At 54.3% G+C, this 13,622-nt stretch carries 10 protein-coding genes; 1 reads left to right on the top strand and 9 read right to left on the bottom strand.

Going from position 1 to position 13,622, the window contains the following annotated elements; translation table 11 throughout:
* Positions 1 to 261 precede the first annotated feature (261 nt).
* The 8 genes from H581_RS0114260 to leuC all read right to left on the bottom strand — a co-directional run bounded on the left by H581_RS0114260 (position 262) and on the right by leuC (position 11,748).
* Positions 262 to 3,939, bottom strand: coding sequence for a dynamin family protein (locus tag H581_RS0114260; RefSeq protein WP_028610597.1), 3,678 nt, complete (start codon positions 3,937 to 3,939; stop codon positions 262 to 264).
* Positions 3,940 to 3,950: 11 nt separating this feature from the next.
* The gene (locus H581_RS0114255; RefSeq protein ID WP_028610596.1) at positions 3,951 to 4,223 is read right to left on the bottom strand and encodes a hypothetical protein; all 273 of its coding nucleotides are present in this window, start codon (positions 4,221 to 4,223) and stop codon (positions 3,951 to 3,953) included.
* 5 nt (positions 4,224 to 4,228) lie between these two features.
* Complete coding sequence (gene nth / locus H581_RS0114250) at positions 4,229 to 4,924, bottom strand: endonuclease III (RefSeq protein ID WP_028610595.1); 696 nt, start codon at positions 4,922 to 4,924, stop codon at positions 4,229 to 4,231.
* Between the two features lie 143 nt (positions 4,925 to 5,067).
* Positions 5,068 to 7,545, bottom strand: a complete 2,478-nt coding sequence (locus H581_RS0114245) for an S-layer homology domain-containing protein (protein WP_028610594.1) — start codon at positions 7,543 to 7,545, stop codon at positions 5,068 to 5,070.
* A gap of 24 nt (positions 7,546 to 7,569) precedes the next feature.
* Entirely contained in the window at positions 7,570 to 8,088 is a 519-nt protein-coding gene (locus H581_RS0114240) for a GerMN domain-containing protein (protein ID WP_028610593.1), read from the bottom strand.
* Between the two features lie 19 nt (positions 8,089 to 8,107).
* A complete protein-coding gene (locus H581_RS0114235) occupies positions 8,108 to 9,547 on the bottom strand; it encodes an N-acetylmuramoyl-L-alanine amidase family protein (protein WP_028610592.1) in 1,440 nt (479 codons plus the stop codon).
* Between the two features lie 157 nt (positions 9,548 to 9,704).
* Positions 9,705 to 10,304 (bottom strand): 3-isopropylmalate dehydratase small subunit, encoded by a 600-nt coding sequence (leuD, locus tag H581_RS0114230; protein WP_028610591.1) that lies wholly within the window; start codon positions 10,302 to 10,304, stop codon positions 9,705 to 9,707.
* Between the two features lie 28 nt (positions 10,305 to 10,332).
* Positions 10,333 to 11,748: a 3-isopropylmalate dehydratase large subunit gene (leuC, locus tag H581_RS0114225; protein ID WP_028610590.1), complete on the bottom strand. Its 1,416-nt coding sequence runs from the start codon at positions 11,746 to 11,748 to the stop codon at positions 10,333 to 10,335.
* 166 nt (positions 11,749 to 11,914) lie between these two features.
* Here leuC and H581_RS0114220 point away from each other — a divergent pair, with 166 nt between their 5' ends.
* A complete protein-coding gene (locus tag H581_RS0114220) occupies positions 11,915 to 12,808 on the top strand; it encodes a LysR family transcriptional regulator (protein ID WP_028610589.1) in 894 nt (297 codons plus the stop codon).
* Here the strand turns inward: H581_RS0114220 and H581_RS0114215 are convergent, their stop codons facing one another.
* Complete coding sequence (locus tag H581_RS0114215; protein WP_028610588.1) at positions 12,809 to 13,609, bottom strand: carbon-nitrogen family hydrolase; 801 nt, start codon at positions 13,607 to 13,609, stop codon at positions 12,809 to 12,811.
* Between the last annotated feature and the right edge of the window lie 13 nt (positions 13,610 to 13,622).

Raw genomic sequence — 13,622 nt, 5'->3', positions numbered from 1 at the left:
TGAATGAATATTATCAGCATCGGTAAATGGTAGCAAACTGTAGAAAATTGCGAATTTTTGAATGAAACCGCTTATTGTGGCGATATGGAAATTGGAAACCCTTTATACTTTCAAATGGTCTTAAATCGTGACGAATATGTGCCAATTGCTCACTTTTTGCATAAAAACACACTAAAATAAAAAATGCTTTTGCGGGGCGTACTTGCACCCGCAAAAGCACTCAGCTATAAATGCGATGAAACCTGCTGTTTTCATTTACGTTTAGAGATGAATCAGCTTGCCGTACAGCTCCTTCAGTTCCTCCGTATTCGCGCCGCCGGTAAGCGAGCTCCGAATGCCATCCGCATAAGAAAGCATATCCTCCTGAAGCGTGCTGCCCGAATGCTCTGCCGCCAAAAGCCAGCTTTCCTCATAGAAGCCGTTCCAGGCGATCGACTGTTCCGCCATCCAGCCGTTCAAGGATGGCGCCAGCAGCGTTTCCAGCTCCTTCCGGAGCAAAGCCTTGCCCTCGCCCTCAAAGAAATGCCGCGGCGACTTGAAGCGGCTCCACAGCAGCTTCGCATCGACGGCATCCGTTTCCCAGGTTTCCCGTTCCTCCGGCGTCGGCAATTCCGCGCCCGAATAGGGAACCGCCCCGTAAGACGCAATCATTTCTTCCGCTCGATGCATCAAGACTTCATACTGTTTTTTCATTAAGGAATGGATTCCCCGCTCCATCCGAAGCGAGGTCGCCAGCATTTCCTGCGACAGCTCCAGCCGGACGAGCCGCTGCAGCTCCAGCCACGACGTCCAGAGCGCCTTGCGCAGGTCGCGCCCGTCCTCTTGCAGCGAGGCCGGATTAAACGCATAGTTGTAAAACTCGCCGAACCGGAATTGGATCCGCTGCACGACATAATACAGCAGCTCGCTGAGCTCTTGCTTCAACTGCTCCGGCAAAGGGGCGCTCCGGTAAGCGGCAAGCTCCTCCGTAACCTTCTGAACAGCAGCCTGCAGTCCGTGCAGCTCCGCTTCACGCGCCGCCGCATCCCCTTCCGCGCTCTTCAGCCAGCCCGCTACCGCCGCAGCCGCGCGCTGCAAATCCTGCTCGGCCGAATCAACGGCTAGCCGTCCAAGATCCTGCTGGATAAAGGAAAGAAAGGATTGCTCGAACGCCCCAATCCCGGAACGGGCGAGCAGTTCGGCATTGCCTTCCGTCTTGCCGTCGAGAGCCTGCAGACTGGATACCGGAAACAGGCGCGGATGGCGGATCGCATGCCGGAGCAAATTCTCTTCCACATGCTTAAGCACGCCTGCCAGCTCCTCCCGGTCCGCCGCCAGGTCGGCCGCATTGACGAGGAAAAACATTTTATCCAGCTCGAATTGATCCTTCACCCGGCCCAGCTGCATGAGAAATTGCCGGTCGGCCTGGGAGAAGGCATGGTTGTAATACGTAACGAACAGAACGGCGTCCGCGTTCTTCATATAATTAAAGGCTACTCCCGTATGTCTCGCATTAACCGAATCCGCACCCGGCGTATCCACAAGGACAATTCCCTGCGAGGTTAAGCCGCAGTCGTAATGGAGCTCGATCTCGCTGACGAAGCACGATTTCGACTCCTCCGCGACGTAACGCTCATATGCGCTCTGATCGACGGAAAGCTGCCTCCCAAGCAGTTGTTCATGCTCGGCCCAGCCTGCGCGGGCAGCCCGCAGAAAGCTGTAATGCGGACGGCCGCCCGCTGCGATCGCATCAGGCGACAGGCGGTCAATGGCCCGCATGATCGCTTCGGCGTCAGGCACTTTATCCGCCGCCGCTTCTTCCCCGAGCAGCGCCAGCGAGTAGCGCAAGTCGTCCATTAGGGCGGCGCGCGACTTCATGACGATGCGCGCCGTGCCGTGACCGTGCTCCGCCGTAGGGGGCACGAGCTTGTTGATCGCGGCCGTCGTCGGATTAGGCGAGACCGGCAGCACCGGTTCGCCGATCAGCGCGTTCGCGAGCGATGATTTGCCGGCGCTGAAGGCGCCGAACAACGCGATGGTGAAGCGGCTGTCCCGCAGCCGCTTCGCCTTATCGCGCATCGCGTGCGCAGCCGCGGCCAGCGCCGCGTGCGGCGCGAGCAGCTCCGCCGCGCGAGCCAGGCGCGCGGCGGCGCCGTGCTGCTGCGCGAGCGCGGCTCCGCCCGCGAGCGCTTGCGCCGCTGGCGCCCGCGGCGGCGCGCCAGCGCCGGCAGCGCCTGCGGCGCCCTGCCCCAGCGGGGCTCCGCCCGCTGGGGTGCCGCTCTGCGCCGGCTGCTTCGCGCCGGCGCCAGCGGCTTCGCCTGCCCCGGCTGCGCTTGGGGCAGGCAGATCCGGCCGTGCCGGCGGCTGCGGCAGCATGCCTGCCAGCCGCGCCTCGTGCTCGGCCGCGCGCTTAGCGAGCGCGGCCAGCGCCTCAAGAGCGCCGGCTTGCGCGCGGAGCGCCGCAAGCCGCGCCTCCGCCGCGGCGGAGGCCGCTTCGCCCGCCGCGGCGGCGTGATCCGCCAGCGCGTCGATGAGCGCCAACGCCCGCTGGCGGAACACGCTCTTCACATCCGCGGCCAGCTCGCGGCAATAGGTCATCGTATATTCATTGCCGATAACGGCGCCGGCTTTCACGCGATCCGTCAGCCATTCCGGCTCTGCCAGCCAACCCAGCGTCTGCGCCATCTCTTCTTCAAGCCGATCGCCGTCAAAGCCGATCTTCTCCGAAGCCGTTCGCAGCAAATGCTTCACATGCCAATCGATCGAAGCGCTGATCAAACCGTTCAGCTCCTCGCGGAATGCAGATAGCCGGCGCTCCTGCTCGGCGGCCGTCTTCGCAGCGGCGAAGAGCAAGCCTGCTTTAAAGCCCGGTTTGCGGCTCTCCAGGAACGTCTGTGCCAGATCGCGTAAGCCGGCAGGCGTGATGTTCGCATTGTCGAGCAGCGACTGCAGCTCCTTGCGCAGTTCCGCCCGGTATACTTCCCTCTCGCCTTGCACGCGGCTGATGACCGCTTTCAGCCGTCCCATTTCTACGTTAACGAGCTCCGCCGCTTCCTCTCCGCCAGCTTCCGTCAACAGGCGTTCGCGTTCAGGCTCCGATTCATGCTCGCGCCATTTCAAATGTCCGGCGACAAGATGACGCAGAGACGCATCTACGCTGTAAGCGCACAACGGCTCCCGCAGCGTCTGAAGACGGTCCAGCAGAGCAAGCAGCTCCTCCCATTGCTGATAAGGATGGTCCGGCTCGCGCAACGACAAATAAACGATCCCCGCAGGCTCTAAGTGCCAAGCATGGAACGCTTCCTCAACACTTTTGCGGTAGTTGGCGAACGAAAGCTCGCGGTCGCGGTGTTTATCGATCTGATTAACGATAAAATATAAGGGCTTGCCCCAGTCCTTCAACTGCTTGGCGAAAGAAAAATTAATTTCGGACTGCACATGATTATAATCCATCACATAAAACACGACATCGGCAAGATGCAGCGCCGATTCCGTCGCCATCCGGTGCGCGTCGTCGGTCGAATCGATCCCCGGCGTATCCAGCAGCACGGTGTGCGTGCCAAGCCTCTCGCTGGGATATACAATGGATACCGACGTATACGATTCCCCGTCCACGCAATAGCGGTCAAGCTCCTCGATCGGCACCTCCGCCTTACCCGTAATGCCGTCACGTATTGTCTCTACGGCAGCATAAGCGCGATCGCCGCCTCGGATCGATACGACGTTCGCGCTGGTCGGGATCGGGCTGGAAGGAAGCAGCTTCGCTCCGCACAGCCGATTGATCAAGGTAGATTTCCCCGCGGAAAAATGTCCGCAAAAAGCGACAGTAAGCCGACCCTCGGTCAGCTTACTGTTCAGCTCTTGCGCTTGCTTTGCGTGTTTTGCGTCTCCGGCTGCCTTCATAGCGCCGGCTGTTTCATATAAAGCTCCCGCTAAGCTTTGCAACGTCGCTTGTGTCATCTCGCTGCTCCCTAAACGGCTTCCTCTTCTTCAGACGGCAAACAAATTTCAAATACGTTGCCATGCTGCAGAATCATGATGTTGCGCTCCTTCTCCCTCATCACAACCACCTCGGGCTTCGAGCGCATCCGTTCGATGTATTGATCCGGCACCTCGCCCGATCCGCTGACCGTAATGCCTTCAACGACGATATCCTCATGCTCCTGCGGGGGAGATTCAAGAACTTGCTCATAGATATCGGAGAAAAGCTCAAAATTGTTCGTGTACACGGAAATACATTTCATTTTCATCATCCTTCACTGGCTATTTTCGGTGTCTTGCTCTTATTTTTTGTTTTTTTGCTAGACTTCATACGCAGCTTTCCTTCTTTACAGCTGTCTAGCAGCGGGCATATCGGGCATTGCGGGCTCTGTGCTTTGCAATGATAGCGGCCGAAGAAGATGAGTCTATGATGCGTAAGCGTCCACTCTTCGAGCGGAACGAGCTTCATCAGCTTCTTCTCGACTTCAAGCACCGTGTCGTCCGGCCCGGCGAATCCAAGCCGCTTCGACACCCTCTCCACATGCGTATCGACCGCAATGGCCGGTACGCCAAACGCGTTAGACATGACGACATTCGCCGTTTTACGGCCAACTCCCGGCAGCTCCGTCAATCCTTCGTGGCTTTCGGGCACTTCCCCGCCATATTTATCGATAATGATCCGGCATAGCTTCTGAATATTGGAAGCCTTGCTGCGAAACAAACCGATGCGCCTTATATCCTGCTCCAGCTCCTCCAGCGGTACGTTTAAATAATGCTCCGGACGTTTGTATTTCTGAAACAAAGACGCCGTCACCTTATTTACCGTTTCATCCGTACATTGCGCAGAAAGCAATACGGCGATCGTTAGTTCAAATGGATTGCTGTGATTCAGCTCGCAGTGCGCGTCCGGGAACATGTCGGCCATAACGTCCAGCACGTGGCGCATTTTTTGCTTCGCGTTCATCGTCTTCTCTCCTAATCCATACACTATCGTTCAAAGTGTAGCGAAATTTGTCACGGTTAGCAACCGAAAACAACCCGATTCTATAAAAAAACTGCCCCAAAGGGCAGTTTTTTCACAAAAATATAAATATCTCGCTCCAAAACTTACTTCTTAACGATTTCCAAAGCGTTGTTCCTGAAGCCGTATATAAAAATTTGATCTCCCGGCTTAAGCGATTGCAGCGTAATCGCACTGCCGTTTTGCGTATATTTTGTACCGTTTGTGACATTGAAATAATTGCGGTTATCGGAGCTTGTGAGCTTTTCTGTCCAAATTTGGCTGTCGCTGGCGTTGTAGCTCATGAACAAACGGCTCTCCGCTACCGCGGCCGTAAACTGAATTTTGTTTTTCTCGGTTTTAACGACTTCAACGTAATCCCCGACGGACAGCAGGCTCGAAGACGTGCCCTGCGCGGTACCTTTGTAAACGATAAAACCCGCGTCCCCGCTGTATGAGATCGTGTTGCCCGAAAGGTCCGTTATCGTCACGTTGTTTTCCGTGACGGTTTGCACCTTGCCTTGCGTAACGTTGATCACCTTGACGCTGGTAGCCTGTTTACCGATATAGGTCGTGTTGATGATAGCGCCGGCCGCAATCTGATTCACGGTCAGCGCAGCGCCCGCCTCATTCGTCAGCTGCGTGCTTAATACCGACAATTCAAATAATGCCGTTGAAGCGTTTTTGACGCGAAGCTTCTTATTGACGGCGTCTACCGACATGACTTCATATTGCGAAAGCGTGTGTACTCTAATATTCGCGACCCGGTCCTGGCTTGAGTTCAAATCCAGCGTGAGCGTGTCGCCGATCTTCAGATCGCTCAGCGACGCCGTCGTGATGCCTGCGATTTCGATGCTGGCCGACTGATACGGCAGCGTCACATCGGCGCCGCTGGCCAGCTTCACCGACATTGTGCCGGATGTAGTATTGATCGCTGTCAAAGCGCCGGTATAGCTCGTTACGAATTGCAGAGACACAATCGTATTGCCGGTATAGCTGATGACAACCTTCCGGTTCTGGGACAGCAGGCTGCTGGCCGACGCCAGCGTCATCGCCGTTCCGTTATGATCAATTTTTGTTTTATCCGTAAAATATAAGGCTTGCGCATTCAAACCGTTTGCATCCACGATCGTGAGCAGCTTTTTGTCATATAAGAAGCTCGCTACTTGAGCGCCTGCGATTACTTTCACATTCCGGTTGGCTACTTTGATTTTGGTAACCTCGCCGTTCGCGTTCAGGCTAAGCTCCACCTGATCGGCTTCCTTCAGAAGGTCGCCGGCCGTTGCGCCGGTCATGCCTTCGATTTCAACGGTCACGTCGCCGGTCATGAACTTGGACACCAGGCTCGTGCCCTCCATGATCGTGATGGTATCCCCGACGGTTCCATAGAAGGTGCCCTTCACCATGGTTGGCGAGGAGACGGGAGCCGCAACAATTTTAATTGTCGCAGGATTTTCGCGGAACGTGTCCTGTACGATACTGATAGGTGTATCCCTCTTCAGATCGCTGAGCGAGATCGCCTTACCCTCATTATCGACAACGGTCACCTTATCCGAATAAAAAAACGGTTTTGGATCATTGTTGATCCACACATAAATTTTATTTTCAGCGGCGATGACACGGTCCAGCGTGCCCGAAACCGTCTGAATATGCTGCGTTTCGCCTTTCACCTCAACGTAGAGCGCTTTTCCGTCCTTCGCAATAACCGATACGTCGCCGTATTCAAGCAGCTGCTGCTTTGTTACCGCTTTTTCGGAATTATAGTGATAAAACAGCGTATCCGAGCCGATGGCGTAGGTCGTCTCCGTTCCATTGCTGTAAACCGTCATCGAAGAATCGGATCGTTTAGATACGATGCCGTCGGTCTGCCCCTCATAATCAACCGGAAACAGCTTTTGAGCGCGGCTGAAGAGCGTTGCGAGACTCGCTCTGGTCACATTTGCCTTCGGATCGAATTTATCTGCCGTCACGCCTTTGATGAGCTCCAGCTCGGAAGCCGCATTCACGTACCCCTTGTACAGGCTGTCCATTTGACCGGCATCGGAGAATGCGGAAGCCGCATCCTGAAGGCGGGCAGCCTCGTCTTCTTTATCGATCGCCCGGATCATCAGCTTGGTAACCCATTCGCGGGAGGCAGGCTTGGATCCCCAAGCAACTTTGGCATCCTTGGCCGCGTTCGCGTATTCTTCTTGCTGGTCGAGCAAGCCGAGCGAGAAGGCCAGCAAGATATACGGTTTAAAATAATTGCTTACGGTGAAGGATTCGGAAAAGCCGATGATCGCATTCTCGTCCACCTGATCGTCAAGACCTGCAAAACGCAGAGCCATAAGGACGGCCTCCTGCTGTGTGACGCTTTGATTCGGCATAAATACGAACGAGCTGCCGCTCGTATAACCGGTAATGATGCCTTGAAGCGCCAGCTTGGCAACATGCTTCTCGGCCCAGTGCCCGCTGCTAATGTCTGTAAAAGGCGTGTTCAAGGCAGCTGCCTGCACATGAATCGGAGCCGTTAAGCCGCTCCCCGCCAGAAGCGATAATGCCAATGCTCCAACCAAAATTTTTCTGCCGGCAAATTGCGATGTCATAAATTGAAATTCCCCCTGAATGAATTATTCTTTCTTGATCGGATGCTCCAAATCTACATGTCCCATCAGGCTTTCGACAGCATCGCCGTCTACAAGCAGATCGATCGACTGAACAAACTCGAATTGGAACAGCGTTTTTTGCAGCGTTTCGATAACGAGCATTTCACCGGGCGCTCCGAGGCGAGCTTCATCCGGGATATGGATGTCCAAGTTCACCTGGCCATCGGTCAGGCCGACGGAAGTAATTTCGATCGGCTTCCATAAGGCCTGCGCGTTACCGCCCGCCTCCTGCCGCAAGGCTTCTACGGCAGCCTTCACGAGCTCCTCGTCCGTCGAGTAAGACAGTTTGACGGATTGCTCCACTGTCTCCAGCAGCTCCGCGTCGGTGTAGTAAATGACAGCCTCGCGTTCCTGTATGGCTGCCGTCGGCTCTTCAATCGCATTTCCCGGATTTTCAGCAGGACTTTCCTGAACCCCGCAGCCTGCCAGCGCACTAGCCAATACGATGAAAGCAAGCAGCCCCCGCGTCTTAGATCCTGTCATATCGCTGAACACCTGCTTTCTATTTTATTTTCAAATATTCCTTAATGCCTGCCACGACCTCCGCTGCAATCCGGTTCTGAACCGCATCGGAGAAAAGCGAATTCGAGTCTCCCGTGTTAGTCAGGTATCCCGATTCAAGCAATATGGCGGGCATTGTCGTTTCTTTGATTACTTTAAAATTCGCCTGCTTAACGCCGCGATCCTTCAAACCGGCTCCAGTTAATAAATGTTTATGGACGATATCGGCGAAAGGCTTGCTCGACGCACGGCTGTAATAGGTTTCCGTCCCCGACACAGACGGCTTGTCGATTGCATTCGCGTGGATGGATACAAATAAGTCCGCTTTCAGAGCTTCGGCAAATTTCACGCGGTCGATCAGCTCAATGAACGTATCGTCCGTTCGCGTCAAATGACCCTTCAGCTGTTTTTCCTTGTCAAGCAAAGCTTTAATTTTGAGCGAAACGCTTAAATTAAACTCCTTCTCATACTTCTTCAGAACGCTGTAGGCCCCCGGATCCTTCCCGCCGTGACCGGCATCGATCACAATGTCGTAAACGTTGTCTCCCGCTGGCGGATTAGGCTCCGTTACCGGCGGTTCTTCCGTAACCGGCGGATTGACCGGCGCGTTCGGGTCAACCGGAATTTCGCTTGCAGGCATAAGCTCCAGACGAATCTCGCCGACATTCACCGTCATGACGAATCCGATCCCGTCGATTACGTCCAGAACAAGCCTCGATTTCGCAGGCTCAAATAAGGAGTAACGGTAGGATGTCAACAAAGGATTGTCAGGCGTTAACGATTTGATCTCGCCGTTCAGCTGCGCAGTGATTTCATCGGAATAAACCGTATTCGGAAAATCAAGCACGATCCGCTTCGGGTCATCCAAATATAACGGCTTGTCCGCCTTCAAGATTCCTTCATAGCTGATCGTCAACGTTCTCATACCGTCGAACGAAACCTGCTTAATCCATCCGGTCGGTTCAGTCGGTACGACCGGTTCTGTCGGTTCTGTCGGCATAGCCGGTTCTTCCGGCTTCTCAAACATATGTACTTCTTTCTCTTGGTGCTTCCACTCGAAGTCCAAGCCGAATTGTGTGCCAATGAAGCTGAGAGGCACCATTGTCCGATTACTAATCAATTGCGCTTTCGTCTCCATTGTAACCGGCTCGCCGTTAACGGTTGCGGTATTGTCATTGATTGACAATACGATGCTGTTTCCGCCGCTCATGACGGTAACTCTCTTCGCCTCATGCTCCCATTCGTACGTATAGCCCAATCCGTCGGACAAAACCGCGAGCGGAACCAGGGTATAGTTATTCACGAGCTGGGGACTGACATCGGACTTAATAAGATTGCCGTTCAAAAAAAGCTTGGGGACGACCGCGGCAGCTTGTCCAACTGCGGCGAACATCGTGAAGAACACCGACATAAACAACAACATGGATACAAATTTTTTCATTTCCCACCTCGATGACTGAAATTGCCCGCATCGAATGAGCGCATTCGACTTTTACAGACGAAAATATAGACGCGGTTTGTCAGAAAAAGTTGCGCATATAGGAAAAAAGAGGGCAATTCGCCGTTTCCGGTCGAAATGCCCTCTCTGGGGTTCTTCGTTATCCAAGACGAGCGGCATGCTTTTGCTCGTATGCCGTAATTTTGTCCTCGTACTGAAGCGTAAGCCCGATATCGTCAAGTCCTTGCAGAAGGAATTGGCGGCGATGCTCGTCAAGCTCGAATGAAATCGTCAGACCGTGCTCGTCGGACAGCTGTTTGTTCTCCAAATCAACCGTCAGCTTGTAGCCTTCGTGCTTAGCCGTACGCCGGAACAGCTCTTCAACCTGCTCTTCGCTCAGCTTGACCGGCAGAATGCCGTTCTTGAAGCAGTTGTTATAGAAAATATCCGCGTAAGACGGAGCGATAATCACTTTAAAGCCATAATCAAGGATAGCCCAAGGCGCGTGCTCGCGGGAGGAGCCGCAGCCAAAGTTCGCGCGGGAGATCAGAACGGAAGCTCCCTCGTAACGCGGCTTGTTCGGTTCGAATTCCGCGTTTACCTCACCGTTCTCGTGAAAGCGCCATTCGAAGAACAGAAATTGACCGAAGCCGCTGCGCTCGATGCGCTTCAAAAATTGTTTAGGAATAATAGCGTCTGTGTCGACATTCACCCGGTCGACCGGAGCGACGATGCCTGTAATTTGTTTAAACGGTTCCATATCCTGTATACCCCTCTCCTGCGTCCAGTTAGTTCAACACTTCGGTTTTAATTTCCCAATCGCGCACGTCTGTGAAACGGCCCATTACCGCTGCGGCTGCCGCCATCGCTGGCGATACCAGATGCGTGCGTCCACCGCGGCCTTGGCGGCCCTCAAAGTTGCGGTTGGAAGTCGATGCGCAGCGCTCGCCCGGCTTCAATACGTCGGGGTTCATAGCCAGACACATCGAGCAGCCTGCGTCGCGCCATTCAAAACCGGCTTCCGTGAAGATTTTATCGAGGCCTTCCTGCTCCGCTTGAATCTTGACGCGGCCGGACCCCGGAACGACGATTGCCGTTACTCTCTCGCTAACTTTGTAGCCTCTTGCGATTTCGGCTGCGGCGCGAAGATCCTCGATGCGGCCGTTCGTGCAGGAGCCGATAAATACATAATCGATTTCGATTTCGGTCATTGGCGTGCCCGGCTTCAGATCCATGTACTCAAGCGCCGCTTCCGCCGCTTTGCGCTCATTCTCGGTCGGCAGCTCGGCAGGAAATGGAACGGATGCCGTAATGCTCGTACCCATGCCCGGGCTTGTTCCCCAAGTCACTTGCGGAATTAGCGCGTCAACGTCGAACGGAACGACTTTATCGTACTGCGCGCCTTCGTCCGTCGTGAGCCGCTTCCATGCTTCAACCGCTTCATCGAAATTGGCCGGGGCGTATTCGCGTCCGCGCAAGTAGTTGAATGTTGTTTCGTCAGGAGCGATCAAGCCTGCGCGAGCGCCTGCTTCGATCGACATGTTACATACCGTCATACGCTCTTCCATCGTCAGGCTCGTAATCGCTTCGCCGGTGTATTCAATAACGTAACCGGTCGCAAAATCCGTGCCGTATTGCGCGATAACGCCAAGAATCAAGTCCTTTGCGGTTACGCCAGGCTTGCGTTTGCCGTTGAAGCGGACTTCCATCGTCTTTGCTTTCGATTGCTGCAGGCATTGGGTTGCCAGCACATGCTCAACCTCGCTTGTACCGATACCGAATGCCAATGCGCCGAAAGCGCCGTGAGTAGACGTGTGGCTGTCACCGCAGACAATTGTTTTGCCCGGATGCGTAAGACCGAGCTCAGGCCCCATAACGTGAACGACGCCTTGGTCGATGCTGTCCAGATCGTATAGAGTTACACCAAAATCTTTGCAGTTCTGCGTAAGCGTGTCGATTTGCTGCTTCGAGATGGGATCGGAAATATTAAAGCGGTCCTTCGTCGGCACGTTATGGTCCATCGTCGCGAACGTCAGGTCAGGACGGCGTACCTTGCGGCCCGATAAGCGAAGCCCTTCAAAGGCTTGCGGCGAGGTTACCTCGTGCACAAGCTGAAGGTCGATATAAATAACGCTTGGCTTGCCTTCTTCTTGATGAATGACGTGATTATCCCAGATCTTCTCAAACATTGTCTTTTTCGTCATTATGTTCACCCCATCGTTTCATTAAAAGAATCTGCTTTTGTTAACTGAACCTACTATAACATTTCTTTCTTCATTGAACCAAGATATAATATCTATAACGTCTATAGGAAATAGCTATAATGGAAGTTTAGGAGTCACGCTCCAATAGAGAAGGGAGTCACCGATTATGGAACTAAGACAATTAAATTACGTCATTCAAATCGCGCATGAAAAAAACTTCTCCAGGGCTGCGGAGAAGCTGCATATCGCCCAGCCTTCGCTAAGCCAGCAATTATCGAAGCTGGAGCAGGAAATCGGCGTCCTCTTATTCCGGCGCACCACCAATTCCGTTGAGCTTACGCAAGCCGGGCAGGTGTTCGTCGAGAAATCGCAAGGGATTCTGGATGCCGTGGAGCAGCTCAAGCAAGAAATGGACGATATGGCCCAAATGCGCCGCGGCCGTCTGGTCGTCGGTACGCTGCCGATCACCGGCTCTCATATTTTGCCGCTTGTTCTGCCGGTTTTCGGCGCCCAGTATCCCCAGATCGAAGTCGTGCTTGTCGAGGACACGACGGCCAAGCTGGAACAGCTGACCGCCAGCGGCGGTACGGACCTAAGCTTGCTGTCGCTTCCGCTCATCGATCATTCGCTTGCTTATGAACCGTTTCTGGAGGAAGAAATATGCCTAGCCGTCCCTCCCCGGCATCCGCTTGCGGAGCGTGACGATCCGATTGAAATCGCTGATCTCCGGGATGAGCCGTTCATTGTGCTCAAGCGCGGGCAAGGCTTCCGGCAAATTACGGTCGATCTGTGCGAGCAAGCGGGATTCCAGCCGCGAATCGTGTTCGAGAGCAGCAATATCGAAACGATCCAATCGCTTGTCGCGGGCGGCATGGGAATCGCATTTGTGCCGCAAATGCTTACGCGGGTGAGAGGCGCCGATTTCGTTCCCCGCTATTTATCCTTGCGCTCCAAACCGACCAGAACGCTTGTTATCGCCAGCCGCAAAGGAAGATACCTGTCCAAAGCGGCCGACGCCTTCATTCGGACGTTGAATAAAACAATAAGCAATCTCCGTTAATTACGCTTCGTAGATCGACGGACGCCGATCCTCGAATACGGGAATTTTCGTCCGGACCGCATCTACGAGGGATAAGTCGATGTCGGCATAGAGGATCGTCTCGGTCTCGCCGGCCTCGGCAACGGCTTCGCCCCATGGGTCGAGCACAAGGGAATGACCGAAGAAATCGGTGCCTCCGCTCGACCCCGTCCGGTTGCAGGCGATAACGAACATTTGATTCTCGATCGCCCGCGCGGTAAGCAAGGTGCGCCAATGGTGAAGACGCGGATGCGGCCATTCCGCCGGCACGAACAAGAGTTTCGCTCCCTCAAGCGCAAGCTTGCGGGCAAGCTCGGGAAATCGGATATCATAACAGATCATCATGCCCGCCTGATGGCCCTCGATCTCCAGCTTGCCAAGCTTATCCCCCGCCTTTAAATATTTTTCTTCTTCCATTAAACGGAACAGATGGATTTTGGAATAATCGGAGACCTCGCTTCCCTGCCGGTCAAAAGCATATATCGTGTTATAAACAGCGCCGTCCTTCAGCTCCGCGATCGACCCGGCAACAATGTGAACCTGATGCTTCCTGCTGAAATCGGATAGTAACGCCTTTGTCCGATTCCCTCGCTCGTCCGCAATCTCTTCGATTTCCGTCAGCGCATAACCCGTATTCCACATTTCCGGAAACAGGATCACATCCGGCTTCCTCTCTCCGCTAACCGCCTTCTCGAGCATCGCTGCGAGCTTCGCGAAGTTCGCTTCCGGCTGTCCCGCTTTTATATCCATTTGCAGCAGGGCCAGCCGCAATAATTGACTCATGTATATTCCTCCC

Source organism: Paenibacillus harenae DSM 16969, from assembly GCF_000422465.1.
Classification (GTDB): domain Bacteria; phylum Bacillota; class Bacilli; order Paenibacillales; family Paenibacillaceae; genus Pristimantibacillus; species Pristimantibacillus harenae.
Note: the sequence above shows the minus strand (reverse complement) of the source record. Positions and strands in the feature narration are given on the sequence as shown.